This is a genomic window from Streptomyces sp. NPDC058373 (assembly GCF_042723275.1).
In the GTDB taxonomy this organism is placed as follows: domain Bacteria; phylum Actinomycetota; class Actinomycetes; order Streptomycetales; family Streptomycetaceae; genus Streptomyces.
Map to the genome: position 1 here is coordinate 1 of NZ_JBHXJE010000065.1, position 26,370 is coordinate 26,370.

At 74.2% G+C, this 26,370-nt stretch carries 29 protein-coding genes and 1 riboswitch; of the genes, 16 read left to right on the plus strand and 13 right to left on the minus strand.

The genetic code is table 11. The features are described from left to right. Positions 1-55: 55 nt before the first annotated feature. From ACFWMZ_RS26245 to ACFWMZ_RS26260, 4 genes are read right to left on the minus strand one after another with little or no spacing between them, the layout of a single operon-like run. Positions 56-928 carry a GvpL/GvpF family gas vesicle protein gene (locus ACFWMZ_RS26245; protein ID WP_383204565.1) on the minus strand — a complete coding sequence of 291 codons (873 nt, stop codon included), beginning with the start codon at positions 926-928 and terminating at the stop codon, positions 56-58. Continuing rightward, entirely contained in the window at positions 925-1,239 is a 315-nt protein-coding gene (locus tag ACFWMZ_RS26250; RefSeq protein ID WP_383183445.1) for a gas vesicle protein K, read from the minus strand. Before ACFWMZ_RS26250 ends, ACFWMZ_RS26245 begins: the two co-directional genes overlap by 4 nt. 18 nt (positions 1,240-1,257) lie before the next feature. Beyond that, positions 1,258-2,214: a gas vesicle protein gene (locus ACFWMZ_RS26255; RefSeq protein ID WP_383204568.1), complete on the minus strand. Its 957-nt coding sequence runs from the start codon at positions 2,212-2,214 to the stop codon at positions 1,258-1,260. Further along, the gene (locus ACFWMZ_RS26260; RefSeq protein ID WP_383183448.1) at positions 2,207-2,803 is read right to left on the minus strand and encodes a gas vesicle protein; all 597 of its coding nucleotides are present in this window, start codon (positions 2,801-2,803) and stop codon (positions 2,207-2,209) included. The genes ACFWMZ_RS26255 and ACFWMZ_RS26260 overlap by 8 nt, the downstream gene beginning before the upstream one ends. Positions 2,804-3,076: 273 nt before the next feature. Between ACFWMZ_RS26260 and ACFWMZ_RS26265 the strand changes: the two genes are divergently transcribed. The 3 genes from ACFWMZ_RS26265 (at position 3,077) to otsB (ending at position 5,154) form a co-directional block, all read left to right on the plus strand. Beyond that, the gene (locus ACFWMZ_RS26265) at positions 3,077-3,517 is read left to right on the plus strand and encodes a hypothetical protein (RefSeq protein WP_383183450.1); all 441 of its coding nucleotides are present in this window, start codon (positions 3,077-3,079) and stop codon (positions 3,515-3,517) included. 393 nt (positions 3,518-3,910) lie between these two features. Beyond that, a complete protein-coding gene (locus ACFWMZ_RS26270; protein WP_383204570.1) occupies positions 3,911-4,234 on the plus strand; it encodes a DUF3263 domain-containing protein in 324 nt (107 codons plus the stop codon). Positions 4,235-4,296: 62 nt separating this feature from the next. Beyond that, on the plus strand, positions 4,297-5,154 hold the full coding sequence (gene otsB, locus ACFWMZ_RS26275; RefSeq protein WP_383183454.1) for a trehalose-phosphatase: 858 nt from the start codon (positions 4,297-4,299) through the stop codon (positions 5,152-5,154). 81 nt (positions 5,155-5,235) lie between these two features. On the opposite strand, the gene ACFWMZ_RS26280 is transcribed toward otsB, so the two are convergent. Then, entirely contained in the window at positions 5,236-6,687 is a 1,452-nt protein-coding gene (locus ACFWMZ_RS26280) for a trehalose-6-phosphate synthase (RefSeq protein WP_383183456.1), read from the minus strand. Positions 6,688-6,854: 167 nt separating this feature from the next. Further along, positions 6,855-7,874, minus strand: coding sequence for a glucosyl-3-phosphoglycerate synthase (locus ACFWMZ_RS26285; RefSeq protein WP_383204573.1), 1,020 nt, complete (start codon positions 7,872-7,874; stop codon positions 6,855-6,857). A 332-nt stretch (positions 7,875-8,206) separates the two neighbouring features. After that, a riboswitch (SAM riboswitch) is annotated at positions 8,207-8,365 on the plus strand. A 17-nt stretch (positions 8,366-8,382) separates the two neighbouring features. Between ACFWMZ_RS26285 and thrC the strand changes: the two genes are divergently transcribed. From thrC to ACFWMZ_RS26310, 5 genes are all read left to right on the plus strand, one after another. Beyond that, positions 8,383-9,693 carry a threonine synthase gene (gene thrC / locus ACFWMZ_RS26290; protein WP_383183460.1) on the plus strand — a complete coding sequence of 437 codons (1,311 nt, stop codon included), beginning with the start codon at positions 8,383-8,385 and terminating at the stop codon, positions 9,691-9,693. Between the two features lie 66 nt (positions 9,694-9,759). Beyond that, complete coding sequence (locus ACFWMZ_RS26295) at positions 9,760-10,038, plus strand: MoaD/ThiS family protein (protein ID WP_383183462.1); 279 nt, start codon at positions 9,760-9,762, stop codon at positions 10,036-10,038. Positions 10,039-10,491: 453 nt separating this feature from the next. After that, positions 10,492-10,695: a cold-shock protein gene (locus ACFWMZ_RS26300; RefSeq protein ID WP_003949956.1), complete on the plus strand. Its 204-nt coding sequence runs from the start codon at positions 10,492-10,494 to the stop codon at positions 10,693-10,695. 532 nt (positions 10,696-11,227) lie between these two features. Further along, positions 11,228-12,850, plus strand: a complete 1,623-nt coding sequence (gene groL / locus ACFWMZ_RS26305; protein ID WP_383183465.1) for a chaperonin GroEL — start codon at positions 11,228-11,230, stop codon at positions 12,848-12,850. A gap of 233 nt (positions 12,851-13,083) precedes the next feature. After that, positions 13,084-13,161, plus strand: coding sequence for a 50S ribosomal protein bL37 (locus tag ACFWMZ_RS26310; RefSeq protein WP_370443954.1), 78 nt, complete (start codon positions 13,084-13,086; stop codon positions 13,159-13,161). A 134-nt stretch (positions 13,162-13,295) separates the two neighbouring features. On the opposite strand, the gene ACFWMZ_RS26315 is transcribed toward ACFWMZ_RS26310, so the two are convergent. Beyond that, the gene (locus ACFWMZ_RS26315) at positions 13,296-13,781 is read right to left on the minus strand and encodes a hypothetical protein (RefSeq protein WP_383204576.1); all 486 of its coding nucleotides are present in this window, start codon (positions 13,779-13,781) and stop codon (positions 13,296-13,298) included. 207 nt (positions 13,782-13,988) lie between these two features. On the opposite strand from ACFWMZ_RS26315, the gene ACFWMZ_RS26320 reads away from it, so the two are divergent. Both ACFWMZ_RS26320 and ACFWMZ_RS26325 read left to right on the plus strand, forming a co-directional pair. Further along, positions 13,989-14,231, plus strand: coding sequence for a hypothetical protein (locus ACFWMZ_RS26320; protein WP_383183469.1), 243 nt, complete (start codon positions 13,989-13,991; stop codon positions 14,229-14,231). After that, positions 14,228-14,491, plus strand: a complete 264-nt coding sequence (locus tag ACFWMZ_RS26325; protein ID WP_383183471.1) for a hypothetical protein — start codon at positions 14,228-14,230, stop codon at positions 14,489-14,491. The genes ACFWMZ_RS26320 and ACFWMZ_RS26325 overlap by 4 nt, the downstream gene beginning before the upstream one ends. Before the next feature lie 37 nt (positions 14,492-14,528). Here the strand turns inward: ACFWMZ_RS26325 and ACFWMZ_RS26330 are convergent, their stop codons facing one another. The 6 genes from ACFWMZ_RS26330 to ACFWMZ_RS26355 all read right to left on the minus strand — a co-directional run bounded on the left by ACFWMZ_RS26330 (position 14,529) and on the right by ACFWMZ_RS26355 (position 20,490). Next, on the minus strand, positions 14,529-15,065 hold the full coding sequence (locus ACFWMZ_RS26330; RefSeq protein WP_383183496.1) for a GNAT family N-acetyltransferase: 537 nt from the start codon (positions 15,063-15,065) through the stop codon (positions 14,529-14,531). Positions 15,066-15,222: 157 nt separating this feature from the next. Next, entirely contained in the window at positions 15,223-15,771 is a 549-nt protein-coding gene (locus tag ACFWMZ_RS26335; protein WP_383204579.1) for a VOC family protein, read from the minus strand. Between the two features lie 55 nt (positions 15,772-15,826). After that, entirely contained in the window at positions 15,827-16,726 is a 900-nt protein-coding gene (locus ACFWMZ_RS26340; protein WP_383204582.1) for an oxidoreductase, read from the minus strand. Between the two features lie 128 nt (positions 16,727-16,854). Further along, complete coding sequence (locus tag ACFWMZ_RS26345) at positions 16,855-18,486, minus strand: PTS transporter subunit EIIC (protein ID WP_383183477.1); 1,632 nt, start codon at positions 18,484-18,486, stop codon at positions 16,855-16,857. Positions 18,487-18,529: 43 nt separating this feature from the next. Beyond that, positions 18,530-19,492, minus strand: a complete 963-nt coding sequence (gene murQ, locus ACFWMZ_RS26350) for an N-acetylmuramic acid 6-phosphate etherase (protein ID WP_383183479.1) — start codon at positions 19,490-19,492, stop codon at positions 18,530-18,532. Positions 19,493-19,566: 74 nt separating this feature from the next. Next, complete coding sequence (locus tag ACFWMZ_RS26355) at positions 19,567-20,490, minus strand: MurR/RpiR family transcriptional regulator (RefSeq protein ID WP_383183481.1); 924 nt, start codon at positions 20,488-20,490, stop codon at positions 19,567-19,569. A gap of 348 nt (positions 20,491-20,838) precedes the next feature. Here ACFWMZ_RS26355 and ACFWMZ_RS26360 point away from each other — a divergent pair, with 348 nt between their 5' ends. The 6 genes from ACFWMZ_RS26360 to ACFWMZ_RS26385 all read left to right on the plus strand — a co-directional run bounded on the left by ACFWMZ_RS26360 (position 20,839) and on the right by ACFWMZ_RS26385 (position 26,279). Beyond that, entirely contained in the window at positions 20,839-21,141 is a 303-nt protein-coding gene (locus tag ACFWMZ_RS26360; protein ID WP_383183483.1) for an NAD(P)H-binding protein, read from the plus strand. Next, positions 21,138-21,974: a UbiA family prenyltransferase gene (locus ACFWMZ_RS26365; protein WP_383204585.1), complete on the plus strand. Its 837-nt coding sequence runs from the start codon at positions 21,138-21,140 to the stop codon at positions 21,972-21,974. The genes ACFWMZ_RS26360 and ACFWMZ_RS26365 overlap by 4 nt, the downstream gene beginning before the upstream one ends. Positions 21,975-22,191: 217 nt before the next feature. Further along, positions 22,192-23,280, plus strand: coding sequence for a type III polyketide synthase (locus ACFWMZ_RS26370; protein ID WP_383183487.1), 1,089 nt, complete (start codon positions 22,192-22,194; stop codon positions 23,278-23,280). After that, positions 23,277-23,795 carry an isoprenylcysteine carboxyl methyltransferase family protein gene (locus ACFWMZ_RS26375; RefSeq protein ID WP_383183489.1) on the plus strand — a complete coding sequence of 173 codons (519 nt, stop codon included), beginning with the start codon at positions 23,277-23,279 and terminating at the stop codon, positions 23,793-23,795. Before ACFWMZ_RS26370 ends, ACFWMZ_RS26375 begins: the two co-directional genes overlap by 4 nt. Before the next feature lie 11 nt (positions 23,796-23,806). Next, positions 23,807-24,835 (plus strand): NAD(P)/FAD-dependent oxidoreductase, encoded by a 1,029-nt coding sequence (locus ACFWMZ_RS26380; protein WP_383204588.1) that lies wholly within the window; start codon positions 23,807-23,809, stop codon positions 24,833-24,835. 739 nt (positions 24,836-25,574) lie between these two features. Beyond that, entirely contained in the window at positions 25,575-26,279 is a 705-nt protein-coding gene (locus tag ACFWMZ_RS26385; RefSeq protein ID WP_383204591.1) for a histidine phosphatase family protein, read from the plus strand. Positions 26,280-26,370 lie beyond the last annotated feature (91 nt).

Consider the following 26,370-nt stretch of genomic DNA (forward strand, 5'->3'; position numbering starts at 1 on the left):
GGGCGGGAAGGCCCCGGGCACACCGCCGTCCGCCTGCTGCTCCGCCGTCCGGCGGCTACACCTCCGCCGCCGCGGGTTCCTCGCCCGGTGCGGCCGGCAGCTCGGTGAAGGAGTACGGCGGCCAGGGGCCGAGGAAGCGGATGCGCGCGGCCGGCTGCTCCTCCTGGATGTCGGCGAGCAGCGCGCCCACGGTGCCGATCTCCTCCCGGGGCACGAGCAGGGCGCCCGCGAAGACGCTGACCTCCCCCGCCTCCCGGCCCCGGCCGGCGCGGACGCTGATGTCGTCGGTGACCGCGGCGAGACGGCGGCGGATCCCGGAGTGCAGGGCGTCGGCGAGGTTGTCCCCGGCCTCCTTGCGGAGGCGGTCGAGGCGCTTGGCGAGCATCCGCCGCAGCCCCGGCGAGCGGCCCTCCATCTCCTCGACGAGCGCCTTCGCCTCCGCGTCGTCCTCGGTGACCGCCTCCCGGTCGAGGCTGATCTCCACCCGGACCTCGGCGCGTCCGGCGAGCGCGCCGAGCATGTCGCGGAGCACCTCGGAGCGGCCGGACAGCCACTCCTTGATCCGCTGCTCGGCACTGGCCTCCTGGTCGGGGGCGACCAGGACGTTGAAGGTCATGGGCAGCGCGGTCCCGACGTACTCCCACACGGCGACCAGCGCCGCGTCCTGTTCCCGCACCCACTCCCGTACCTGCTCGTCCGGCCCCTGGTAGGGGGCGGGCGCGGTGCGGTGCACCAGCGCGGCCAGGCCGCTGCCCGGGGCGGTGACCAGATGGAGCGGGCGGCCGTCCAGCCCGGCCGTGGCCGGGGGCAGCTCGGCGTCCTCCGGCAGAAGGGCGTACACGTACAGCGCGTTCTCCACCGGTGCGCCGTCGGCCTCCGCCGACGCGGCCGGGGCCGGGGGCGTGGTCTCGTGGGTCTCGTACGTCATCGGCCGGCCTCCTCCGCCCAGCGGGCCGGGTTGACCAGCTTGTCGACGACGTCGTCCACGACCTCGTCGAGTCCCCGGTGGAGGTCGGCGACGGACGACGTGATGCCGTGCTCCTCCTTGATCTCCTCCATCGCCTCGTCGAGTTCGAGGAGGGCGTCGCCGAGGCGTTCGAGTTCCTCGGTGGTGAGCGAACCCCCCTCCATGCGGCGCTCGGCCTGGCGTTCCAGCGCTTCCTGGATCACCTCGACCAGGGTCACCACGAGGGACAGCACCCCGTGCTTCAGGCTCTTCTCGTCAACGGTGATGGCCATGGTCTCCTCCTTCCGGCGTCATCGTGCGGCCGCGTCCGCGGGCTCCGCGGACGTTCCGGCGGTCTCGGTGGTCTCGGTGGTCTCGCGGAACGACGCCAGCCAGTGCGCGGGATCGGCGGCCGCCAGGGCGAGCACGCCGAGGCTGTGGGTACGCAGCTCCAGCACCGTCCCCTCGCCGCCGGGGCTGCGGCCCGCCACCTGGCGCACGCCGAGGATGTCGTCGGCCGGCAGGGCCAGGGCGGGCCGGGCGTCGAGCGGCGATTTCCAGACGAGGCCGCCGGGGGTGAGCTTGCCGGTGCCGCCCCGCCACAACGGGCCGTCCCGGCGCGGCTCCTGGTACCAGAGATGGCCCTCCGCCAGCACCTGCTGCGCCGCGCCGGGCCGGAGTTCCTCGCCGAGGACTCCGGGCAGGCTGCGGTCGAGCAGGTCGCACAGGGCGCGCGGGTCGGCCGCCGACAGCAGCGCGGTGGCGCCGTCGTCCAGCTCCACGCGGACCCGGGTGCGGGGCGCGCCGCCCGCGCTGCGCTCGGTCTCGGGCCGGACCGCGCGGACGGCGGACAGGTCGGCCTGCCACATGATCTCGCGCGGGTCGCGGCGCAGCACCACGAGGCGCTGGTCGGTGAGGAAGACGGTGCCGGGGCGCCAGGCGGTGTACACGCCCTCTTCGAGGAGGTGGCCGCCGTGCATCTGCGCGACGTGCCGTTCGCCGTCGCGCAGGTCCAGCCCCCGGCGGGCGGACGAACCTTCCACCCAGGCCCGGGTGTGCTCGTCCCACTGCCGCATCATGCCGTGTTCGAGCATCGTCTCCATCCCGGCGATCGCCGCCCGGAGGTTCACCCCGATGAGGGGGATGTCGGCGACCGAGATGATGAGGTCGAGATGGAGGACGGCCCCCTTGGTGAGCAGCACCTCGACCAGGTCGTCGAGGGTCACCCGGGGGTCGCGGGTGGGCTTCATGGGGGGCTGCTCAGCCACCGTCCCGGGCCCCCTTCGGCTTCGTCGCCGAACCCCCGCGCCCGGACGGCTCCTCGCCGCCCGGGCCCTCGTCCTCGTCCTTCTCCTTGTCGGTACGGTTCCCGGCGCCTCTGGTGCTCCGGGCGGTGCCGTCCGACCCGGCGCCGCCGCCCGCGTCCCGCTCCGGCGCTTCCTCGTCGCCCTGCCCGGCCGGGGGAAGGGCGGCCCGCCCGGTCTCCAGCGACTGGGCGCTCCGCCACCCGCACCACGGGCACCACTCCTCCAGGAGCTGCCGGGTCGGGGAACGCTTCCCGCACTCGGGGCACGTCTCCTTGTCGACCCGGGTCTCGCGCCACGCGGCGGTCTCGGTGTCGGTGCCCGCGGGGAACTCCAGCCCGTAACGCGACGCCGTCTCGAAGGAGGCGAGGGCGGCGCGCAGCCGGATGCCCAGGAGCTCGACCCCGGCCACCGACACCATGATGTCGGCGTTGAGGACGAGGCCCTTGTCGAGCAGGGTCTCCACGACGTGGGCGAGGCTGCCCTCGCCGTCCCGGCGCGGCTCCATGATCCGGCTCTGGGCCATCGGCGCCGAGGAGCCGCGCGCGTTCACGGTCCCCCGTGACCGGGGCGGCTGACTCGGTGTGACGGCCCGCTGTCCGGGTATCGGCTCTGGCTGGTTCGCGGTCATCTTGTCCGTATGTCCGTCCGGCGACGCCTCATGCAGGGGGCGTCGCGGCGATCGCGCGCCCCGGAGCCCGCCACTCGCACGGCCGCGCACGCCCGGCGCTCCCGGCAGGAGGACGGCCGGTGCCCGCGGCCTCCGGAGCCCGTCGTGCGCCCTCGTTCCTTGTTTCGATCGGGGAGAGCGGGTTACGCGGCAGCCATGACTGCTGACAGTGATGAGACCAAGAACACCAACGGCGCGGCGACCAAGGGCCGTTCCACCGCCGCGAAGGGCGCTCAGGCCGTCAAGGGCGCCGGGAACCGCGCCAAGTCAGGCACGGAGAGTGCCGCCTCCAAGGCGGAGGAGACCGCCGGGAAGGCCGGGGAGAAGACCCTGAGCCGGGTGGGTTCGGCCGGTGAGGCCACGAAGCGGGCCGCCACGGCCGGCTGGGAGAAGGGGCAGCAGGGCGTGGTGGCGGTCGCGGGCAAGGTGTCCACGAAGGCCACGGCGGCGTGGACGCTCCTCAAGTACCGCAAGGTGATCGCGGCCGGTGTCGCCACCGGCGCCGTCTCCGTCGTGGGCGGGGCGTACGCGCTGGGCCGCCGGTCCGCCGCCGCGCACCACGGACCGCTCACCCGCCTGACCGGAGGCCGGATCTGATCCGCCCCCGGACCCGCCGTCCGGGCCCGGCCCGAGCCGCCGCCGGGCCGGGAGCACCCCTGACGGCGGCTCCCGGAACCGGGAACCCCTCGGCCGTCCTCACCCGCTTCCCGTGCCGTACCGCCCCGGCGGACGACGCGGCCGCAAGACGGGCGAGGGCGGCCGTCCGCACATTCCCGGCCTCCTCTGCCGCGCCCCAGCCGCCGCCGGGGTGCTTTCGCGCTGACCGGACGCACCCCGGCCCCGCCCCCGCCCTGCCTCCGGCACGGCCCCCCGCCCCGCCGAGGCCGAGCCGCGCACCAGCCGTCCGTGCCGCCGCCGTCACCGCCCTGACCTGTACGGACGCCCCGCACCGCCCAGGCGCCCCGCATCCGCCGCACATAGGCTGACCGTATGACCGACCACGAGCCCGCCCCCTCCGAGGCGGCGACGCCCCCGGAGCCCGACCCCGCACCGCGGGACGCGGAGCAGGACGCGGTGGACCAGGCCCCCGGCGGCCTCAGCGACCAGGACCGGGCCGTGCTCGCCTTCGAGGCGCGCGGCTGGCAGCGTCCCGGCACCAAGGAGCGCGCCATCCGCGAGCAGCTCGGCCTCTCGCCCACCCGCTACTACCAGCTCCTCGGCGCCCTCCTCGACGACCCCGCCGCCCTGCGCCACGACCCGGTCACCGTCAACCGGCTCCGCGAGCGCCGCGAGGCCCGCCGCCGCGCCCGCTGACCTGGATTCCGGCCGGGCGTGCCCCATGGGCAGCCGCGCCGCCGCTCGGTAGGGTCGGCCGCATGGCCAGCCCCGCGCGCCCCTCGCCCCTGCCCGTGCCCGACACCGCCGCCGGGCGGGACGGGCTGGAAGCCCTGCTGGCCCGGCCCGCCGAGGCCGTGGTCGGGCTGGACTTCGACGGCACCCTCGCCCCGATCGTCGCCGACCCGGACCAGGCCAGGGCCCACCCCGCGGCGGTCCCCGCCCTCGCCGACCTGTCGCCTCTGGTGCGCTCGGTGGCGGTGATCACCGGGCGGCCCGCCGAGAAGGCCGTCCTCCTCGGCGGCTTCGCCGACGAGACGGGCCTGGGACACCTCACGGTCCTCGGCCACTACGGCGCCCAGCGCTGGGACGCCGCCACCGGCGAACTCCACACCCCCGAAGTCCCCGCCGGCCTCGCCGCCGCCCGCGCCGAACTCCCGGACGTCGTCGAGGCCGCCGGGGACCCACAGGGCATCTGGACCGAGGAGAAGGGCCAGGCGTTCGCCGTCCACACCCGCCGCGCCGACGACCCCGAGGGCGCCTACGCCGCCCTGCGCGGCCCCCTCGCCGACCTCGCCGACCGCCACGGCCTCCACCTCGAACCGGGCCGCCTCGTCCTGGAGATCCGCCCGCGCGGCGTCGACAAGGGCGTCGCCCTCACCTCGTACGTCCGGGAGACCGGCGCCCGTGCCGTGCTCTACGCCGGGGACGACCTCGGGGACCTCGCCGCCTACGACGCCGTCGACCGGCTGCGCGGCGAGGGGGTGCCCGGGCTGCTGGTGTGCAGCGGCGACGAGGTCCCCGAGCTGGCCTCCCGCGCCGACCTCGTCGTCCCGGGCCCCGGCCAGGTGGCCGCACTGCTGGCGGGGATCGCCGAGACCATCCGCCGTACGTACTGACGGCGCGGGCGACCGGGGCGGCGGGGAGGGGCGCCCGGGCGGCCGGGCGTAGGAGAGCGGGCGGGGTCAGCCGCCCTGGGGTCAGCCGCCCAGGGCCTCCAGCTGGTCGAGGAACCAGCGCTGGGGCGGGAGGGCCGTCGCGGCGGCCGCCAGGCGCTTGCTGCGCTCGGCGCGCTCCGACGGCGGCATCATCAGGGCGTCGTGCAGGGCGCGGGCGGTGGCGCTCACGTCGTACGGGTTGACCGACAGGGCGTCCTCACCCAGCTCCTCGTAGGCCCCGGCCTCCCGGGAGAGCACCAGGGCGACGCCCGCGTCGGAGACGACCGGGACCTCCTTGGCGACCAGGTTCATGCCGTCCCGGATCGGGTTGACCAGCGCCACGTCGGCCAGGCGGTAGGCGGCCAGCGAGCGGGCGAAGTCGTCCTCGACGTGCAGCACCACCGGGGTCCAGCCGACCGTGCCGAACTGCTCGTTGATCTCGTCGGCCAGCGCCTGCACCGAGGCGGTGTACTCGCGGTAGACGGCCAGGTCCTGGCGGGAGGGGTAGGCGAAGGCGATGTGCACCACGCGGCCCGCCCACTCCGGGTGGTCGAGGAGGAGCTGCCGGTAGGCGAGCAGACCGCGCACGATGTTCTTCGACAGCTCCGTGCGGTCCACCCGCACGATCGTCCTCCGGTCCGGCTCGCCGATCTGCTCACGGAGCGCGACCAGCCGTTCCTCCACATCGGTCCGGTGCGCCCGCTCCCGCAGGAACTCCGCGTCCGCGCCGAGCCCGTGCACCCCGATGGCGGTCCTGCGGCCCTCGTACGACAGCTCCGAGCCGCCCGAGCGCTCGGCGCCGAGCACGGCCTGCGCGCAGTCCGCGAAGGCCCCGGCCCACCGCCGGGTGAGGAAACCGAGGCGGTCCGCGCCGAGCAGGCCGGTCAGGAGCTGGGCGGCGATGTCGTCGGGCAGCAGCCGGAAGTAGTCCGGCGGCGCCCACGGGGTGTGGGTGAAGTGCGAGATCCGCAGGTCGGGGCGGAGCTCGCGGAGCAGCCCCGGGACCAGCGCCAGGTGGTAGTCCTGCACCAGCACCGCCGCGCCCTCGGCGGCCTCCGCCGCCAGCGCCTCGGCGAACGCGCGGTTGTACGTCTCGTACGCCGCCCACTCGGCCCGGAACTGCGGACCGAAGGCCGGCTCCAGCGGCGTCTGGTACAGCATGTGGTGGACGAACCACAGCACGGAGTTGGCGATGCCGTTGTACGCGGCGGCGTGCGTCTCGGCCGGGATGTCGAGCATCCGGACACGCTGACCACCGGTGTCCTCGGCGTCCAGCGGGCCGGTCCCCGCCCGGCGGGCCGCCTCGCGGTCCCCGTCGCTCAGCGCGGCGCACACCCACAGCGTGGAGGCGTCCGAGCCGATCGCCGAGAGCCCCGACACCAGCCCGCCCCCGCCACGCTTGGCGTCGAGCCCGCCGTCGGGGCGCAGCCCGTAGGAGACGGGGCCGCGGTTGGAGGCGACCAGAATGCGGGCACTGTCAGCAGTTTCGGCCATACGGGCTACCTAGCCCCTTCCCAGGAGGCGCAAACGCGAGAGTCTTTTTTGAGCTTCGCTCGTCGCGGGGGCGCCACATGTCGTTGTCGGGGTCGGTCGGGCAGGCGGCCCGGTTGTGGAGTGCTGCCCGGGCCGCCGTCGGGCCGTGTGAGGCTCTCCGGGGGCTCTCAGCCTGTTCGGCGGTGGAGGGGGTTCGGGGTGCGGGTGTGGGCGGTGTGTTCGGGGAGGGGGGCCGTGGAGGGGTCGGCCAGGCGGCCCCCTCGGTATTCGGTGATCTCGATCATCGGGGGGCGCTCCTCGGTGTCGACCTGGGCGGTGTGGGCGACGAAGCCGTCGTCGCCGCGTTCGAACTGGGTCAGTTCCGGGCGGACCAGGTGGCCGCGGGCCAGGCGGAGCTGGGCCGTGCGGTAGATGGTGGCGGCCATGCGGCCCAGGGCCAGACCGTCCTGGTGGCGGTGGACGCGGACACCCACGTCGACCTGGGCCAGCGCGTCCAGGCCCACCGTGTGCAGGGCGTCCACCAGCAGGCCCAGCTCCACGCCGTAGCCGACGGGGAACGGGAGCTGCTCCAGCAGGCTCCTGCGGACCGCGTACTCGCCGCCCAGGGGCTGGACGAAGCCCGCCAGGAGGGGCCAGTGCAGGTTGAGCACCGGGCGGGCCATGAGTTCGGTGACGCGGCCACCCTGGCCGGGGGCCGAGCCGAGCGGGCGGTCGTACATCGCCTTGACGAAGTCGACGTCCGGCTCGGTCAGCAGGGGGCCGACGATGCCGGAGACGAAATCGGGCGAGAAGTCCTTCAGGTCGGCGTCGACGAAGCAGACGATGTCACCGCTGGTGACCAGGAGTGACCGCCACAGCACCTCACCCTTGCCGGGGACGGCGGGCATCCGCGGCAGGATCACGTCGCGGTGCACGACGCGGGCGCCGGCCTCGGCGGCCTTCTCCGAGGTGCGGTCGGTGGAACCGGAGTCGATCACCACCAGTTCGTCGACGAGCGGCACGGCCTCCATGAGCGAGCGGCGGATCTCCGCCACGATCGCCCCGACCGTCGCCTCCTCGTTCAGTGCGGGCAGGACCACGCTGATCGTGGCCCCGCTGCGGCGTTTGGCCGCCGTCAGTGCGCTCAGCGGCCGGTCGGCGGCGGACCAGGACCGTTGCGTGAGCCAGCGCTCCACCTCTTCGAGCACGTGATCGTCCCCTCATGTCCGGGTCATGTCCGAGGCCATGTCCTAGGTGATGTCCCATGATCCCCCCGGGCCTCCGCGCGTCCTCGCGGGAGGGCGATACGACGGAAACGCGACCGAATACGAGGGCGGGCGACCGGCTGCGCTGCCGGAAACCCGGGGGTGCGCTTCGGGCACCCCTCGGTCTCATCTCGCGGTTCGGACGACCCACACAACTGTCCAAGCCGTCGGTTACAGTCTTGAACAACGCGCGTGACCATCGCATGTCGAGAGACGTCGGCGGCTCGCCCGACAAACGCGTTCGGCCCTGCCAGACAAGGGATCCGGCGCCATACCGCTCATCCAGAGGGGCAGAGGGATACGGCCCGTTGAAGCCCCGGCAACCCTCCGGTCGGTACTCCCGGCGCGTACTCCAACCGCGTCCGGCGAGGCTCCCGGCTCGGGAAGGTGCCAATTCCGTCTCACGGCGAGATGCGTCGTGAGGAAGATGAGGAGAAAGGGCCTCGCCGTCATGGCTGTGCACACCGTCGCCACCACCCCCGCCACCCCCTCGCAGGACGCCCCCGCGGTCGACCTCGGTCCCGCCACCGCCCTCTCCTGCCGCGAGTGCGGCGAGCGCTTCCCGCTCGGCCCCGTCTTCGCCTGCGTGAGCTGTTTCGGGCCCCTGGAAGTCGCCTACGACCTGCCCACCGGCGATCCGGAGGCCCTGCGCGCCGCCATCGAGGCCGGACCGGACAACATCTGGCGGTACGCGCCGCTGCTGCCGGTCCCCGCCGACGTCGCCACCAAGCCCAGCCTCAACCCGGGCTTCACCCAGCTCGTCAAGGCCGACCACCTCGCCGCCGAGCTCGGCGTCACCGGCGGCCTGTACGTCAAGGACGACTCCGGCAACCCGACGCACTCCTTCAAGGACCGCGTCGTCGCCATCGCCGTCGAGGCCGCCCGCGCCTTCGGCTTCACCACCCTCTCCTGCTCCTCCACCGGCAACCTGGCCGGAGCCGTCGGCGCCGCCGCCGCCCGCGCCGGATTCCGCTCCTGCGTCTTCATCCCGCACGACCTGGAGCAGGGCAAGGTCGTCATGGCCGCGGTCTACGGCGGCGACCTCGTCGGCATCGAGGGCAACTACGACGACGTGAACCGCTTCTGCTCCGAGCTGATCGGCGACCCGCTCGGCGAGGGCTGGGGCTTCGTCAACGTCAACCTCCGCCCGTACTACGGCGAGGGCTCCAAGTCCCTGGCGTACGAGATCGCCGAGCAGCTCGGCTGGCGGCTGCCCGACCAGATCGTCATCCCGGTCGCCTCCGGCTCGCAGCTCACCAAGATCGACAAGGGGTTCAAGGAGCTGATCGCCCTCGGCCTGGTCGAGGACCGCCCGTACAAGATCTTCGGCGCCCAGGCCGAGGGGTGCTCGCCGGTCTCCACCGCCTACAAGGCCGGGCACGACGTGGTCCGGCCGCAGAAGCCCGACACCATCGCCAAGTCGCTGGCCATCGGCAACCCGGCCGACGGCCCGTACGTCCTGGACATCGCCCGCCGCACCGGCGGCGCCGTCGAGGACGTGGACGACGCGCAGGTGGTCGACGCCATCAAGCTGCTCGCCCGTACCGAGGGGATCTTCGCGGAGACCGCGGGCGGCGTGACCGTCGGCGTCACCCGCAAGCTCATCGAGGCCGGGCTGCTCGACCCGTCCCTCACCACCGTCGTCCTCAACACCGGCGACGGCCTCAAGACCCTGGACGCCGTGGCGCCCACCACCGGGCCGACCGCGACCATCCGGCCCGACCTGGACGCGTTCCGCGCCGCCGGTCTCGCCACCTCCTGACGCCGTCGCCCGCGCGTTCCCGACGCGCCCACCCGTCCCGCCGCCCAGCTCCCGGAAGGCTGTCCCATGAGCGTCAACGTCCGCATCCCCACCATCCTGCGCACCTACACCGGCGGCCAGTCCGAGGTCGCCGCCGAGGGCGCCACCCTCGCCGAGGTCATCGCCGACCTGGAGAAGAACCACTCCGGCATCGCCGCCCGCGTCCTCGACGACCAGGGCAAGCTCCGCCGCTTCGTCAACGTCTACGTCAACGACGACGACGTCCGCTTCGAGCAGGGGCTTCAGACCGCCACGCCCGACGGCGCCGGCGTCTCGATCATCCCGGCGGTCGCAGGCGGCTGCTGAGCCCCGCGCCGCGCCCGCGCGGCTCCGCTCCGTCCCGCACCACCGAATTGCCCTCTCCGTTCCTTTCCCTCACCGGAAAGCGGAGGGGGCAATTCTGCAGGGTTGAGCGCGATAGAGTTGGGGAACAGGCTCCGGCGTTTGTGCCAGGAGCATATGAGGCGCCGTTCTTTCCGCGACAAGAAGCAGCCAAAGTGACCCGGCTGTTCGCCCCCTTGCGCGCCTTTTGCCGGGCCCGACTTGCCCGGAACTCCGGCGCATCCTCCCGGTTCCGCCCTTCCCCGGCGCCCGGATTTCTCGTCCGACTGACCTGTTGCAGACGGCAGTTGGGCAGATACATTCAGCGGCGGTCGACGCGTTCCGGCGCACACCCCCGACCGCGGGTTGGGGGGTGAGGTCTGACCCGGGTCCGCGAAGTGCGGGCCTGTGCAAGGGCCAGTAATAGGGGAGTTAGGCATGGCTCAGGGCACCGTCAAGTGGTTCAACGCGGAGAAGGGCTACGGCTTCATCGCGGTCGACGGTGGTGCGGATGTTTTCGTCCACTACAGCGCGATCCAGATGGACGGCTACCGCACCCTTGAAGAGGGTCAGAGGGTCGAATTCGAGATCTCGCAGGGTCAGAAGGGGCCGCAGGCGGACATGGTCCGTGTGGCCGCCTGAGGCGCCGACCGCACCACACTCACCAGAGGGCCCGCCCCCGAACAGGGGGCGGGCCCTCTGCTTGCCGCGCGCCCACGACCCACCTCGGCGCCGCCCCGCGCCGCACGGGGGCCTCAAGCGCCGGCCGGGCTATGACAGCCAGGCCGGCGCTTGAGGCCATCAGTGACGCGCGCCGGTGAGCGGACAGGGCGGCACAAGACAGCCCGGCCGGCGCGTGAGGCCGTCTTTCGAGCCCGGCCGGCGCCTGAGGCCACCTCGGACCCGGCGCCGAAGAGCCGAACCAAACCGGGGGCGCGGGGCCCAAGGGCCCCTAGCGCCTTGCACTCTCCTACCCCGAGTGCTAATTATTGGCGTTAGCACTCTCCGAGTGAGAGTGACAGAAGGACCGGGTCGGTGAGGCCCGCAGGCCACGCGGGGCAAGGAACCGCGAGGCAGGCAGGCCGTCCGTCGCGGGCGCCAGCACGGTCCGGAGTATCCACCCTCCCCCAGACAGAGTCCGGGGGGACCCCCAGTCCTGGGAGGACCACTTCACATGGCCAAGATCATCGCGTTCGACGAGGAGGCGCGGCGCGGTCTCGAGCGCGGGATGAACCAGCTCGCCGACGCCGTCAAGGTCACCCTTGGCCCCAAGGGCCGCAACGTCGTCCTCGAGAAGAAGTGGGGCGCCCCCACGATCACCAACGATGGTGTCTCCATCGCCAAGGAGATCGAGCTCGAAGACCCCTACGAGAAGATCGGCGCCGAGCTGGTCAAGGAGGTCGCGAAGAAGACGGACGACGTCGCCGGTGACGGCACGACGACCGCGACCGTCCTGGCCCAGGCGCTCGTCCGCGAGGGTCTGCGCAACGTCGCCGCGGGTGCCAACCCGATGGCGCTGAAGCGCGGCATCGAGAAGGCCGTCGAGGCCGTCTCCTCCGCCCTGCTGGAGCAGGCGAAGGACGTGGAGACGAAGGAGCAGATCGCCTCCACCGCCTCCATCTCCGCCGCCGACACGCAGATCGGCGAGCTCATCGCCGAGGCGATGGACAAGGTCGGCAAGGAAGGCGTCATCACCGTCGAGGAGTCCCAGACCTTCGGTCTGGAGCTGGAGCTCACCGAGGGTATGCGCTTCGACAAGGGCTACATCTCGGCGTACTTCGCCACCGACATGGAGCGGATGGAGGCGTCGCTCGACGACCCGTACATCCTCATCGTCAACTCCAAGATCGGCAACGTGAAGGACCTCCTCCCGCTGCTGGAGAAGGTCATGCAGTCGGGCAAGCCGCTGCTGATCATCGCCGAGGACGTCGAGGGCGAGGCCCTGTCGACCCTGGTGGTCAACAAGATCCGTGGCACCTTCAAGTCCGTCGCCGTCAAGGCCCCGGGCTTCGGCGACCGCCGCAAGGCCATGCTCGGTGACATCGCCATCCTCACGGGCGGCACGGTCATCTCCGAGGAGGTCGGCCTCAAGCTGGAGAACGCCGGTCTCGACCTGCTGGGCCGCGCCCGCAAGGTCGTCATCACCAAGGACGAGACCACGATCGTCGACGGTGCCGGCGACAGCGAGCAGGTCAACGGCCGCGTCTCGCAGATCCGCGCCGAGATCGAGAACAGCGACTCGGACTACGACCGCGAGAAGCTCCAGGAGCGTCTGGCGAAGCTGGCCGGCGGCGTGGCCGTCATCAAGGCCGGTGCCGCCACCGAGGTGGAGCTGAAGGAGCGCAAGCACCGCATCGAGGACGCGGTGCGCAACGCCAAGGCCGCCGTCGAGGAGGGCATCGTCGCCGGTGGTGGCGTGGCTCTGCTCCAGGCGTCCTCGGTCTTCGAGAAGCTGGAGCTGGAGGGCGACGAGGCCACCGGTGCCGCCGCCGTCAAGCTGGCCCTGGAGGCCCCGCTCAAGCAGATCGCCGTCAACGGCGGCCTGGAGGGCGGTGTGGTCGTGGAGAAGGTGCGCAACCTCGCCGTCGGCCACGGCCTCAACGCCGCGACCGGTGAGTACGTCGACATGATCGCCGAGGGCATCCTCGACCCGGCCAAGGTGACGCGCTCCGCGCTCCAGAACGCCGCGTCGATCGCCGCCCTCTTCCTCACCACCGAGGCCGTCATCGCCGACAAGCCGGAGAAGTCCGCCGCCGCCGCCCCGGGTGGCATGCCCGGCGGTGACATGGACTTCTGACCGGACTCGCCTCCGGTCGGCCCGTCCGACACCACGCCCACCGGGGCGGTGTCCCTCCTTGGAGGGATGCCGCCCCGGTGGCGTTGGTGCCGCCCGTCCGCGAAATCGCCTCCGGCACCCGCCATGTGCGAGGCTGGACCCGGCCTGACGGCCACCCTGACCGACCCGCGCTTGGGAGCCGACAGGTACTCGCCCGGAGGCGAACAAGCGCTCAAGAGATAAGGAGCGCGGCTATGTCCTCCAAGCGTCGCCGTAAGAAGAAGGCCCGCCGCAAGAACGGCGCCAACCACGGCAGCAGGCCGCAGTCCTGACTTCCGTGCGGTGGTCCTGAGGCAAGGGGGTCGCCCCCGAGGGCCCGGGATCACCCACGCGCCCCCGTCACCCGCCACCGGCGGATGGCGGGGGCGCCGTGCGTTCCGGGGCGTGCGGGGGCGCGGGCCCTTGCTCAGCAGGGCCCGTCCTCGGCGGAGACATGGAGGATCGGCCGGTCCACGGCCGTGTCGTGGCCCTCGTACACGTGGAGGCAGTACGCGGCGGAGGTGCCGGAGCCGGTGACCGTGTACGCGGTGCGGTCCGGGCCGGTGCCGCGGTGGGCGGAGGCGCCGATGAAGGGCGTGCCCGGCTGCCGGTCGACGGCTTCCTCCAGGGACCAGGCGTAGCCGAGGTCGGAGTGGTGGGCGTGCGGGGCCCGGTCCATCTCCTCGGCGGCCGCGTAGACCGCCTCCCGCAGTTCCTCGCGGCTCCAGCCCCCGCTGTCCTGGAGGTGGAGGATGACGCCGAGCGCGACCAGCGGTGCCAGGACGATCAGGGCGAGGCCCACCGGATTGCGGTGGTTGTAGACGTACCGGGTGCCGCCCGGGGCGGGTGTGAAGACCGGCTCGTACGGTTCGTCCGCCCCGTCGGGGGTGGCACCGGGGCGGGTCGTGGTCATGGCGACCATCCTGCGGTACGCGGGCGTGCGGCGACCCGGCGGGGGTGTGCGGGGCGGTCACCCGGACCGCTCCGTGCGCCGTCGCCACCCCCCGGTGTGCCCGCCGCTACCCCCGGATGTGGGGAGGAGCGCCACTGTCGGGGGCATCGGCGCGTTGAACACGCTGTGTGGGCTATCTCACTACAGAGCGTGGACGATGGAGAGGGAGTGAGCGCCGTGAAGGGCACGGAGGCGCACCGCAGGACCACCGACCGGGTGGGGGCCGCCGAGGAGGCGGTGCACCGGCTCCGCGCCGAACTGACGAAGGCCGGGATCACCCTGCCCTCGCTGGGGCTGGAGCCGGTGTCGAGTGCGGGGAACGACCCCGCGCCCCTCGTCGACCTCGGGCGGTGCAACGTCGAGACCGCCGACCGGCTCAGCGCCGTGCTGGAGAGGGCCCGGCAGCGATGAGTGACGACGATGCCTGCTGCGCCGACGGTGGGGAGGCTCAGGTGCCCGAGGTCGTGTGGGTGGTCGGCGCCTTCGCCGTCGACGCGCGGGACGGCCGCCTCGGCCGGGTCATGGGCAGCGAGGGCCCGTACATCCAGCTCCGGCCGCCCGGTGGCGGCAAGGAGTGGGACTGCCCGCCGCGCGCGGTGCGGGCCGCCGACCGGAGGGAGGTGCTGCGCGCGAAGGTGCGGGAGATCAACTGGGAGGGGCGGCTGCCCTGAGCCGCCCGGAGCGCCGGACCCGGGGGCCGGCCCTGCCTCACAGCCGTGGTTCCACCTCGCCCAGGACGCGCTGGTAGAGGTGGTGGTCGCGCCAGGCACCGTCGATGTGCAGGTAGGCGGGAGCGGTGCCGTACCGGGTGAAGCCGGCGCGCAGCAGGACACGCCGGGAGGCGGTGTTGTCCAGCAGGGTGCCCGCCTCCAGCCGGTGCAGGCCGAGCGTGGAGCGGGCGTACCGCACGGCGTGGGCGAGCGCCTGCCCGGCGAGGCCGCGGCCGGTGTGGTCCTGGTCCACCCAGTAGCCGACGGAGCCGCTGAGCAGCGGGCCACGGACGATGCCGGAGAGGGTGAGGGTGCCGATGACCGGGTGGCCGCCCGCGACACCGGAGCCGTCCAGCACCCACGGCACCGCCTGCCCCGCCTCCCACTCCCGCAGCCGCCCGGCGATCCGCTCGGCCTGCCCCGCGAGCGTGGTGAAGCGCGGGCCGCGCCGGGGTTCGTACGGGGCGAGATGGGCGGCGTTGCGCCGGTACGCGGCGAGCAGGCCGGGCGCGTCGGTGGGACGGACGAGGCGCATCAGGACGCCGCCGGGGAGCGGGGCGTCCGCCGGGCCCAGGGGCGGTGCGGGGCGATGTGGCTCGGCCGGGGGCTCGTTCACCCGGCCGAGGGTACGCCGCGACGGCGGCGGCCCCGCCGGGGCCCCGGCGGGAGGGAGCGGGACGCGAGGGGGAGCCTCAGCCGCCCGCCTCCCCCTCGCCCGCCGAGCGCGGCGGGGCGGGCCGCCAGCGGCGCCGGGAGGTCTGCCGCTCGTACGGCTGCGGGTCGGGGTACGTGACCAGTTCCAGGGTGCTGCCCCACGGGGTGCGGAGGTAGGCGAAGCGGTTGGCGGGGCCTGCCTCCGGGCCGGGGAGCGGGTGGGGCGGGGCCAGTTCGCGGGCGCCCGCGGCCACGGCGCGTTCCCGGACGGCGTCCAGGTCGTCGACGTAGAGGGCGAGGTGCTGCCAGCCGAGGTCGCTGGGGAGGGCGGGGGAGCGGCCGGGCGGGTCGTAGGCGAAGAGTTCCAGGCCGGGGCCGTCGGGGAGGGCCAGCATGCGGATGGCGAGCTGGCGGGTGCCGGGCGGTACGCCGAGGCGCTGCTCGGTCTCCTCCCCGCCGACCGGGCCCTCTTCGGCGGGGAGCGTGTCGTACAGCACCTCGGCGTCGAGCGCCGCGATCAGGAAGCGGGTGGCGGCCTCCAGGTCGGGGACGGTGACGCCGACATGGTCGATTCCTCGTACGGTCATCGCGCCATGATCGGCCCCCGGCGCCCGGCACGGGGGCCGCCGCGCCGGGGCGGGCTCACTCGGCGGGTGTCCCCAGTCGCTCCAACTCGGCCTCGGTCAGGCGCAGGGCGCCCGCCGCGACGTTCTCCTCCAGGTGGGCCGGGTCGGATGTGCCGGGGATGGCGAGGACGTGCGGGCCCTGCTGGAGCGTCCAGGCCAGCTTCACCTGGGCGGGGGACGCGCCGTGCGCCTCGGCGATCTCGCGGACGGCCTCCTCCGGCTCTCCCGCGCCCTGTTCGCGGCGGGTTCCGGAGATCGAGAAGAACGGCACGTAGGCGATGCCCGCCTCGCCGCACTCCTGGACGAACTCCTGCTCCCCGGCACTGGCGCCGATGCCGTACAGGTTCTGCACGCAGACCACCGGGGCGATGGCGCGGGCCTCGGCGAGGTGGTCGGGGCGGACGTTGGAGACGCCGAGGTGGCGGATGAGTCCGGCCTCCCGCAACTCGGCGAGCGCGCCGAAGTGTTCGGCGATCGAGCCGGTCGACTCCTGGCGCTTGGCGCGGAAGTTGACGACGTCCAGGTGGTCGCGGCCGAGCTGGCGGAGGTTCTCCTCGACCTGGCCGCGCAGTTGGTCCGGCGAGGCCCACTGCCACTCGCCCCAGGTGTCGCGGCCCGGGCCGACCTTGGTGACGACGACCAGGTCCTCGGCGTAGGGGGCGAGGGCGGAGTTGATCAGCTCGTTGGCCGAGCGGGTGGAGGAGAAGTAGAAGGCGGCGGTGTCGATGTGGTTGACGCCCATCTCGACCACCCGCCGCAGCACGGCCAGCGCCCGTTCGCGGTCGGTGCCCGGCCCGCCGAGGGCACCGGGCAGCCGCATCGAGCCGTAACCGAGTCGGCGTACGGCGGGGAGGTCGTCGGCGAGCTGCCAGGTACCGGCGTCGAGGGCGGCGGGGTGGGACCGGGGTGGGGTCATGGAGTGGATTCAAGCAGGGCCAGGACGCCCGGGGCGCTTCGAACGCGACACGGCGTGCGCGCGCGAACGGCCCGCGCCGGGTGGGCGCGGGCCGTTCGGTGCCGGGCCGCCGCGAGGGCGGCCGGGATTCAGCTGCTCGGCGCGGGGGCCGGTGCCGGGGCCGGGGGCGTGCCCGGGTGGCGGCCGGACGCCGGGCCGGCCGCGCCCGGGCTCTCCGGGGCGCCCGGCTTACCCGGCGCGGCGTCCGTCGGCTCCGCCTCCGCGCGGGCCGCGCCCGACTCCCCGGCGTCGACGTCGGCGTTGAGGTCGACCAGCATCTGCTTGCTGAAGCCGAAGAAGTACGTGGCGAGGAAGCCGACCAGGTAGCCGGTGAGCAGGCCGCCGCCGTAGACGGCGATGAGCAGGCCGAGGCCCTGGTTGCCCGCGAGGAGCGGGAAGAGGGCCCAGCCGGACGGGCCGATCGCCGTGGAGCCGACGGTGTCGCCGAGCATCGAGAAGGCCCCGATGAAGGCGCCGCCCGCGGCGCCGCCGACGCAGGCGGTGATGAAGGGGCGGCCCAGCGGCAGCGAGACGCCGTAGATCAGGGGCTCTCCGACGCCGAGGATGCCCGCGGGCATCGCCGAGCGGATCGTCTTGCGGAGCGAGGCGTTGCGGCGCAGCCGCAGGTAGACGGCGACGGCGCAGCCGACCTGCCCGGCCCCGGCCATGGCGAGGATCGGCAGCAGCGCGGTGTAGCCCTGCGACTCGATGAGGGTGGTGTGGATGGGGATGAGCGCCTGGTGCAGGCCGAGCATGACCAGCGGCAGGAAGAGGCCGCCGAGGACGAACCCGGCGAAGGCGCCGGTGTTCTCCAGCAGCCAGTTGGCGCCGGTGCCGATGCCGGAGGCGATCTCCCCGGCGACGAACATCAGGCCGAAGACGGTGACCAGACCGGAGACGAGGACGGTGACGGTCGGGGTGACCAGCACGTCGACGGCCTCCGGCACCCAGCGGCGGCACCACCGCTCCACGTACACGGCGAGGACGGCCGCGCCCAGCGCGCCCAGCACCCCGCCCTGCCCCGGCGAGAGCTGCGAGCCGAAGACCTCGACGTCGCCGATGCCGGGGAAGACGATGATCGAGGCGACGGCCCCGCCCAGGATCGGCGTACCGCCGAACTCCTTCGCCGTGTTGTAGCCGACGAAGACCGCGATCAGCGCCATGAAGCCGGAGGCGAGGGCGCCGAGCGCCGGGGTGACGCCTGGGGCCCAGCCGAGGTTGGTCAGCAGACCGTTGACGCCCGCGATGATGCCGCAGCCGATCAGGGCCGGGATCAGCGGCACGAAGATGTTGGCGATGCGGCGCAGGAACAGCTTGACCGGGGTGGCGTTGCGCGCCTTGCGGGCCGCCTTGATCTCGGCGCCGCGCGCCGCCAGTTCATCGGCGGTCACGGGGTGCGGGTCGGGGGAGGCGGCACCGGCGGCCGCGACGGGCTCCGGCTCCGGCGCGGGAGCGGCCGTACGCCCCTCCTCCACCAGCGCCTCGAACTCCGGGGTGACCCGGGCGACCGTGCCCGGCCCGAGGACGATCTGGTACGTGTCGTCCTCGACCACGCCCATCACGCCGGGCACGGCCTTCAGCGCCTCGTCCTGGACGAGGGAGCGGTCCGCGAGGCCCAGCCGCAGCCGGGTCATGCAGTGGACGACGGTGGTGACGTTGGCGGCGCCGCCGACGAGCGGGAGGATCGCGGCGGCGAGGGCGCGGTTCTTGTTCTCAGCCATGGTGCGTGCTGCCTTGCTGTGCGGGGGTGGGGCGGTGGCGCGGTCAGGTGGTGCGGGGCCGGGCGGCGGCCAGCGCTTCGCGCAGGTGGCCCCGGGCCTCGGTGAGCAGGCGGTCTGCGGCGGCGGCGTCGACGCCGCCGAGCAGGGTCAGGATGGCGTTCTTCACCTCGCCGCCGGTGGCGGTGAGCGCCGCCTCGATCTCCTCGTCCCCGGCCCCGGTGGCCAGCGCGACGATGCGGCGGGAGCGGGCGCGCAGCTTCTCGTTGGAGGCGCGCACGTCCACCATGAGGTTCCCGTACGTCTTGCCGAGCCGGATCATGGTGAGCGTCGAGATCATGTTCAGCACCAGCTTCTGCGCGGTGCCGGACTTCAGCCGGGTCGACCCGGTCAGCAGCTCCGGCCCGACGACCACCTCGATGCCGTGGTCGGCGGCGGCCGCCAGCGCGCTGCCGGCGTTGCAGGAGAGCCCGACGGTGAGCGCGCCCGCCCGCCGGGCCGCGGTGACGGCGCCGACCGCGTACGGCGTACGGCCCGAGGCGGAGATGCCGACCACCGTGTCCTCCGCGGTGAGCGCGAGCCGGGCCAGGTCCTCGGCGGCCAGCTCCGCGCTGTCCTCGGCGCCCTCGACGGAGGTGACCAGGGCGCTGGGGCCGCCCGCGATGAGGCCGACGACCTCGGCGGGGTCGGTGTTGAACGTGGGCGGGCACTCGCTGGCGTCCAGCACGCCGAGCCGCCCGGCCGTCCCGGCGCCCGCGTAGACGAGGCGGCCGCCGCGCGTCATCCGCTCGGCGATCTGGTCGATGGCGGCGGCGATCTGGGGCAGCACGGCGGCGACGGCGCCGGGCACGGTGGCGTCCTCGGCGTTCATGGTGCGGGCGATGTCCAGGGTGGAGAGCCGGTCGATCTCGGCCAGCTCGGGCCGGAACGCCTCGGTCGTCAGCGTCTCCAGCTGGGCACGGAGACCACCGTCGGACGCGGCGTCTTCGCGGGGGGTGGTGTCGGTCATCGCGCGGACTCTTTCGGTACGGGGTGCGGGTGCGGGGTTCGTGGGCCGGTTCGGCGGGGGAGGGCGGTACGCGGTCAGCGGCGTCCGGAACGCGGGTCGTGGCGGTGGGCCAGCGCCTCGTACGAGGCGGACAGGGCGGGCGCCGCCGTCTCGTAGGTGCGCTGCGCCACGCCCACGAAGAGGCAGTCGACGACGAGGAGCTGGCTGGTCCGCGAGGACATCGCGGCCGGCCGCAGCTCGCTCTCGCGCGCCGTGGAGGTGGTCAGGAGGTGGTCGGCGTACTGGGAGACGGCACCGTCGGGCCGCCCGGTCACCGCGATCGTGGTGGCGCCCCGCTCGAAGGCGGTGCGCAGCGGCTCGATCACGTCGCCGGTCGAACCGGAGTGGGTGATGGCGATCGCCACGTCACGCGGCCGCAGCTGCACGGCGTTGGTCACCGCGAGGTGCGGGTCGGCGTGGGCGTGCGCGATCAGGCCTATCCGCAGCAGCTTCTGCGCGAGGTCCTGCGCGACGAGCCCGGAGGCGCCGATGCCGTAGATGTCGATCCGCCGCGCCCCCGCGAGCGCGTCCACGCACGCCGCGAGCTGGGCGGTGTCGAGGCCGGCGGCGGTGTCGGCGAGGGTCTGCTGCTCGTCGTAGGCCAGCTTGGCCACCACGTCGGCGAGCGAGTCGTCCACCGCGATGTCGGCGGTGACCGCCGGCGACTGCCCCGACTCCTGCTGCGCGGCGAGCCCCGCCAGCGCGAGCCGCAGATCCCGGTACCCGGGATACCCGAGCAGCCGCGCCGTCCTCACGACGGTCGCCTCACTGGTCCCGGTCAGCTCCGCGAGCCCGGTCACGGTCAGAGCCGAACACCCCGCCGGATCCCCGGCCACCGCCTCGGCGACCCGCTGCATGGACCGCGTCATCGACGGCGCCAACGTCCTGACCTTGGCCGCGAGCGCGGCGGGCGCGGGCGGCGAACCGTGCCCGAAACTTTCCTTCACGTTGCTGGTCACCTTTGAAAGGTATTTTCAGGGCGGTGGTTTGGCAAGGGTGGTGTGGGTCACTGGGCCGCCGCTTCCGGGCGGCCCCGGTGCCGCGGAGGGGCCGACGCGGCGCAGGACTGCCCCTGCCGGCCGGCACGATTCCCTGGTCGGCCCGCGGCGATGCTGCGTCCAGCGGCGTGGCGCGGGTGCTCTGGTCGCGAGCCCGGGACGAAGCCCGTCGCCGGACGGCCGGCCGCACCTGGACCACCGGCGAGCAGCGCGGAGCGACCGCGCCGGCGCACCAGCCGGGTGACGCCGATCCGCCGGATGCCGGAGTGCCCCGTGTGAGCGGAGGACTGGTGGGGCACCCCATTTCGCATGCGTATCGTGGCCACCGGGGCGACCGGGAGCATCGGTTCCGCGGTCGTGCGACGCCCGCGGGCCGAGACCACGCACGACCTCGTGGGCCTGGCCCGGCGGCCGGCTGAGGGCCCCGACAGCCATGGTGTCGACCGGCGTTCGACGGCCCTCGGCAAGGAGACCTGCCACGACGCGCTCGCCGAGGCGTTCACCGGCGCGGACGCCGTCGGCCGCCTGGCGTGGGCCTGCCAGCCGTCCCACGATCCCGCCCACGGCGAAGCGTTCCGTAGCGGGCCGGTCGCTGTGCGGTGGCAGGCGTGAGCGCCGGCGCGGCCCCGGCACGCCCCGGGCCGCCGCCCGTGCCGGCGCTGCTCGCCGCCGCCCACGGCGGACCGGCCCTGGCGGTCGGCGCGATCGCGGGGATGCTCGCGCTCCGCAGCGACCTGCGCCCGCTCGACGCCGTCCTCGTCACCGCGGCGGTGCTCACCGGCCAGCTCACCATCGGCTGGGGCAACGACCTGCGCGACCTTCCTCGCGACCGCGCCGTCGGCCGCACCGACAAGCCGTTGGCGACAGGAGCCCTCCCGGTCGGCTGGGCCGTGAGCGCCCTGGCCGTGGCCGGGGCGGCCTGCCTCGCCCTGTCCGCGTTCGCCGGGTGGCGCAGCGCGCTGGTCAACGTCGTCCTCGGCGCCGGCGCGGGCCACGCCTACAACCTGGCGATGAAGGCGACCTGGTGGTCGTGGGTGCCGTACGCCAGCGCCTTCGGGACACTGCCCTCGGTCGTCACCCTCGCCGGCTCCGACCCGGCCTGGGCCCCGCTGTGGGCAACCGGTGCCGGCGCCGCGCTCGGTGTCGGGGCGCACCTGCTCAACACGCTGCCCGACCTGGCCGACGACGAACGCACCGGTGTCCGCGGCCTGCCGCACCGCTTGGGCGAGGGCCCTTCGCGGGTGGTGGCCGTCGCTCTGCTGTCCGCTGCCTCACTGCTGGCCGTGTTCGGTCCCGCCGGCCCCCCTCCGGCGTGGGCGTGGGCGACCCTCGCACTCGTGGCGGTCCTCGGCGTCTGCGCCTCGGCCGCACACGGCCGTACCCCCTTTCGGGCCGCGGTGGCCATCGCCCTGCTCGACGTCGTGCTGCTCGTGGCGGCCGGTTGATGGCGTCGGCACCCACCCACCAGCCAGCCGCGTCACCCACCTGTCCGGACAACACACCCAGGCCGGGCTGCGGGCCTCGGCCGCCGACCAGCGCGTCTTCGACGACGGTGCCGAACCCGGCCTCGCCCGCGGCGGACCCGTCCCCCACCCTCGCCCTCGGCCTCGGCCGGGCGCTCCTCACACCCACCCGGCCGAACGGCCGACCTCAGGAGCCAGCATGACCATGCGCGTCCTCAGCGTCCGCGGCGTCCTGCCCGAGCACCGTCACCGGCAGGAGGAGATCACCGAGTCCTTCACCACCACGTTGGCCAGGGGCACGGTCGGCCGCGGTCTTGTCGAGCGGTTCCACCACAACGCCTGCGTCGAGACCCGGCACAGCGTCCTCCCGCTGGAGGAGTACGCCCAGCTCGGGGACTTCGGCCGGTCGAACGACCTCTTCATCCGGGCCGGCGTCGAGCTCGGCGGGCGCGCGGTCGTCGACGCGCTCAAGGACGCCGGCCTCACGCCGGCCGACGTCGACTACATCGTGTCGTGCACCGCGACCGGGCTGGCCGTCCCCGCCCTCGAAGCGCGCGTCGCGGCGCAGATCGGGCTCCGCCCCGATGTGGTGCGCCTCCCCCTCGTCGGCCTCGGCTGCGTCGCCGGCGCGGCCGGTATCGCACGCCTCTCCGACCTGCTGCGCGGGCGCCCGGACGGGGTCGCGGTGCTGATGTCGGTCGAGCTGTGCTCACTCACCTTCCAGCGCGAGGACAACTCGCCCGCGAACCTCGTGGCGAGCGCCCTGTTCGGGGACGGTGCGGCTGCCGTGGTCGCCGTCGGCCCCGAGCACCCCCTCGCGCCCTCCGGCGATCCCGCCCGCCCCGAGGTCCTCGCCTCGCGCAGCCGCCTCTACCCCGACTCGGAACGCGTGATGGGCTTCGACATCGGATCCGGCGGGTTCAGGATCGTGCTCGACTCCTCGGTCCCCGACCTGGTGCGCCGCTACGTCGGCGACGACGTCCGCGCCTTCCTCACCGACCACGGGCTGACCGACGACGACCTCGGCTGGTACGTCGTGCACCCCGGAGGCCCCAAGGTCGTCGAGGCGCTGCAGGAGGCCCTCGGGGTCGGGCGCGACGCCCTGCGGATGACCTGGGAGTCCCTTCGAAGGGTCGGCAACCTCTCCTCCTCCTCCGTCCTGCACGTCCTCGCGGACACGCTCGCCCACCGCCCGCCCCGGCCCGGCTCCCACGGGCTCATGCTGGCCCTGGGGCCGGGCTTCTGCTCCGAACTCGTTCTCCTGCGCGCCCCGGGGAGCGACGGGTGAGCGGCCAGGTCCTGTTCACCGTCCTGGTCCTGGCCGTCGGTCTGGAGCGGGTGGCCGAGCTGGTCGTGTCCCGGCGCAACGCCGCCCTGAGTCTCGCGCGGGGCGGTGTCGAGGCCGGCAGAGGGCACTATCCGTTCATGGTGGTGCTCCACACGGGCCTGCTGGCCGGGGCCCTGGCGGAGGTGTGGGTGCTCCGACCGGGCGCCGTCCCCGTCCTGGCCTGGACCATGCTCGCCCTCGTCGCCGCCTCGCAGGTGCTGCGGTGGTGGTGCATCGCCACCTTGGGGCGGCAGTGGAACACCCGGGTGATCGTCGTGCCCGGTGCCGCGCGCGTGACCGGCGGCCCCTACCGCCGGCTCCCGCACCCGAACTACGCCGCCGTCGTCGTCGAGGGACTCGCGCTCCCGCTCGTCCACTCGGCCTGGATCACGGCGCTCGTCTTCACCCTGCTCAACGGGTTCCTGCTGGCCACCCGCATCCGCACCGAGGACGCCGCCCTGGCACGGCTGGCCTAGAGGGGAAGCGCATGGACCTCCTCATCGTGGGTGGGGGACCCGCGGGCCTCGCCACCGCCCTGCACGCGGCCCGGGCAGGACTCGACGTGGCCGTCTGGGAACAGCGCGCCGGTACCATGGACAAGGCGTGCGGCGAGGGCCTGATGCCGGGTGCCGTCGCCGCCCTGGCCGCACTCGGCGTGCACCCGCCGGGGCACGACCTGCGGGGCGTCCGCTACGTCGCAGGACCCCGCCGGGCCGACGCCGCCTTCCGAGCCGGCCCGGGCCGCGGGGTGCGTCGTACCGTGCTCCACGCGGCGCTGCGCGAGGCGGTGCTGACCGCGGGCGTGCGGATCGAACAGCGCACCGCGCGGCACGTCGAGCAGGACGAGCAGGGCGCGGTGGTCGACGGCACCCGCGCCCGCCACCTCGTCGCGGCCGACGGCCTGCACTCGCCGATCCGCCGGGCCCTGGGCCTGCACCGGCCGCACCGGAGCCGCCGGCGGCACGGGCTGCGGCGCCACTACGCGCTCGCCCCTTGGAGCGACCACGTCGAGGTCCACTGGGCTCACGGTGCGGAAGCGTACGTGACCCCGGTGGCCGACAACCTTGTGGGCATCGCGGTCCTCACCGCCGACCGCGCACCGTACGACGACCACCTCGCCGCCTTCCCGGAACTGCGGGAGCGGCTGGCCGGAGCCACTACCGCAGGACCGGTGCGCGGCGCGGGCCCGCTGCGCCAGGACACCAGCGCGCGCACCGCCGGCCGGACGCTGCTCGTCGGCGACGCGGCCGGCTATGTCGACGCCCTGACCGGTGAGGGCATCGCGCTGGCGCTCGGCCAGGCGCCGGCGGCGGTGCGGGCGGTCCTCCACGGCGACCTGACGGAGTACGAGCGGCAGTGGTGGCGGCTCACCCGCCACCACCGCTGGCTGACCCACGCGCTGATCGGCGCGACCAGCGTGCCCCGCGTCCGCGCGGCACTGGTGCCCGCCGCGCAGCGGCTGCCGTGGTTGTTCTCCGCGACCGTCGACGCGCTGGCGGGCCCGGCCAGGGCGTGACCCGGCCCCGTGAACCGCAGGCGGCGGAGACGTTTCGGCGGTGCGGACGTCGTCGCCTCAGCCCTGCCCGGCCTCCGGTCCGCCGGCGCGGAAGGTGGCCGAGGCGGCGTCCTCTCGCTGTGTCTCCAAGAGGTCCGGTCGTCCGCCACCTCGTCGGCAAGGCGCCGCAACTGCCGCGAGGCAGCATCCCGCCTTCCCCGTGGCTCAGGCGCGTATGCCGGACCGCGAGAGTGAAGCGCTCCCGCGCGGTGGCGGGGGCCGCGACCGGCGCGTAGCCGTGGCTGTAGACCGACTGGCGCAACGCCCCCCCGTCCGACCGGCCGTTTCTCGGAAGGCTGTTGTCATGGCGGTGACCGGGGGTACTTACGAAAAGTCCGTCACGGTGACGGTTCGGACCTGAGCGGCTGTGCAGCTACTTGGCCGACGTGGAGAACCCGCCTGCCCACATGCCGCGCCTGACACCGGTCCGCAAGCAGGGTGGTGGCCGCGTCACCGCCACCGCGCACATCGACCCGCCGAAGGGGCCCGAGCACGTCGCGCACGTGACGGCGGCCGTCAGACACTGACCCGGGGAAGGACCCCATGGACAAGGACGCTGTGGTCGAAGCTGCCGCACGCAGAGCAGCGGAACCAGGTGCCGGCGGTGCCTTCGACAGGCTGTGCCGGTCCGAGGGCCTGGTCTCCCTCGGGTCCAGCCACACCCCACGGGCGTGACCGACGACCAAGAGAGGCTCCGAGCATGTCGCACCCCTCCCCGCCCCTCCCCACCATCACCCGCCTCGCCTCCGTGACCGTCGTCCGCCACGGTGAGAGCACCGCCAACGTGCACCACGCTCGGGCCCTGGAGAAGGGGGACACCGGGATGCCTCCGGAGTCGCGGACCGAGGAGACCCCCTTGACGGCGAAGGGGGAGCGGCAGGCGGCCGCGTTCGGGCGTTGGCTGGCCGGGGTCGAGGACGGGCCCGAGCTGGTGGTGTGTTCGCCGTATCTGCGGGCGCGGCGGACGTGGGAGATCGCGGCCGGGGTCTACGGGGAGCGGGGGCGGGCGGTGCCGCCGGTGGTGGTGGAGGAGCGGGTGCGGGACCGGGAGACGGGGGTCTTCGAACTGCATTCGCGGCCCGCGTGGCGACGGGCCGACCCCGTGGAGTGGGCACGGCGGGAGCGGAGCGATCCGTGGACGTACCGGCCGCCGGGCGGGGAGTCGCTGGCGGACGTGGCGTTGCGGGTGCGCGGGCTGCTGGGGGATCTGGACGCGGTGGCTGTGGGGCGGCGGATGCTGATCGTGGCGCACGACGCGGTGGCGCTGGCCGTGGCGTACGTGCTGGAGGGGCTGGGGGCGCCGGTGCCCGAGCGGCCGCAGGTGGCCAACGCCTCCGTCTCCACCTGGCACAACGAGGGCGGGCGCCTGGTGCCCGGGGTGTGGAACAGCACCGGCCACCTCTAGGCCCTGTCCGGCGGATCTTCGTGGAAGAGCCTGCGGCGTCTGGTGCGTGCTCTCGGCGTGCGCCCGGATCTCCCTCGTACTGGACGTACTC

Coding starts and splice junctions, on each gene's coding strand:
- ACFWMZ_RS26245 (WP_383204565.1), bottom strand. CDS start 928: ATGACGTACGAGACCCACGAGACCACGCCCCCGGCCCCGGCCGCGTCG.
- ACFWMZ_RS26250 (WP_383183445.1), bottom strand. CDS start 1,239: ATGGCCATCACCGTTGACGAGAAGAGCCTGAAGCACGGGGTGCTGTCC.
- ACFWMZ_RS26265 (WP_383183450.1), top strand. CDS start 3,077: ATGACTGCTGACAGTGATGAGACCAAGAACACCAACGGCGCGGCGACC.
- ACFWMZ_RS26270 (WP_383204570.1), top strand. CDS start 3,911: ATGACCGACCACGAGCCCGCCCCCTCCGAGGCGGCGACGCCCCCGGAG.
- otsB (WP_383183454.1), top strand. CDS start 4,297: ATGGCCAGCCCCGCGCGCCCCTCGCCCCTGCCCGTGCCCGACACCGCC.
- ACFWMZ_RS26280 (WP_383183456.1), bottom strand. CDS start 6,687: ATGGCCGAAACTGCTGACAGTGCCCGCATTCTGGTCGCCTCCAACCGC.
- thrC (WP_383183460.1), top strand. CDS start 8,383: ATGGCTGTGCACACCGTCGCCACCACCCCCGCCACCCCCTCGCAGGAC.
- ACFWMZ_RS26295 (WP_383183462.1), top strand. CDS start 9,760: ATGAGCGTCAACGTCCGCATCCCCACCATCCTGCGCACCTACACCGGC.
- ACFWMZ_RS26300 (WP_003949956.1), top strand. CDS start 10,492: ATGGCTCAGGGCACCGTCAAGTGGTTCAACGCGGAGAAGGGCTACGGC.
- groL (WP_383183465.1), top strand. CDS start 11,228: ATGGCCAAGATCATCGCGTTCGACGAGGAGGCGCGGCGCGGTCTCGAG.
- ACFWMZ_RS26310 (WP_370443954.1), top strand. CDS start 13,084: ATGTCCTCCAAGCGTCGCCGTAAGAAGAAGGCCCGCCGCAAGAACGGC.
- ACFWMZ_RS26315 (WP_383204576.1), bottom strand. CDS start 13,781: ATGACCACGACCCGCCCCGGTGCCACCCCCGACGGGGCGGACGAACCG.
- ACFWMZ_RS26325 (WP_383183471.1), top strand. CDS start 14,228: ATGAGTGACGACGATGCCTGCTGCGCCGACGGTGGGGAGGCTCAGGTG.
- ACFWMZ_RS26330 (WP_383183496.1), bottom strand. CDS start 15,065: ATGCGCCTCGTCCGTCCCACCGACGCGCCCGGCCTGCTCGCCGCGTAC.
- ACFWMZ_RS26335 (WP_383204579.1), bottom strand. CDS start 15,771: ATGACCGTACGAGGAATCGACCATGTCGGCGTCACCGTCCCCGACCTG.
- ACFWMZ_RS26340 (WP_383204582.1), bottom strand. CDS start 16,726: ATGACCCCACCCCGGTCCCACCCCGCCGCCCTCGACGCCGGTACCTGG.
- ACFWMZ_RS26345 (WP_383183477.1), bottom strand. CDS start 18,486: ATGGCTGAGAACAAGAACCGCGCCCTCGCCGCCGCGATCCTCCCGCTC.
- murQ (WP_383183479.1), bottom strand. CDS start 19,492: ATGACCGACACCACCCCCCGCGAAGACGCCGCGTCCGACGGTGGTCTC.
- ACFWMZ_RS26360 (WP_383183483.1), top strand. CDS start 20,839: ATGCGTATCGTGGCCACCGGGGCGACCGGGAGCATCGGTTCCGCGGTC.
- ACFWMZ_RS26370 (WP_383183487.1), top strand. CDS start 22,192: ATGACCATGCGCGTCCTCAGCGTCCGCGGCGTCCTGCCCGAGCACCGT.
- ACFWMZ_RS26380 (WP_383204588.1), top strand. CDS start 23,807: ATGGACCTCCTCATCGTGGGTGGGGGACCCGCGGGCCTCGCCACCGCC.
- ACFWMZ_RS26385 (WP_383204591.1), top strand. CDS start 25,575: ATGTCGCACCCCTCCCCGCCCCTCCCCACCATCACCCGCCTCGCCTCC.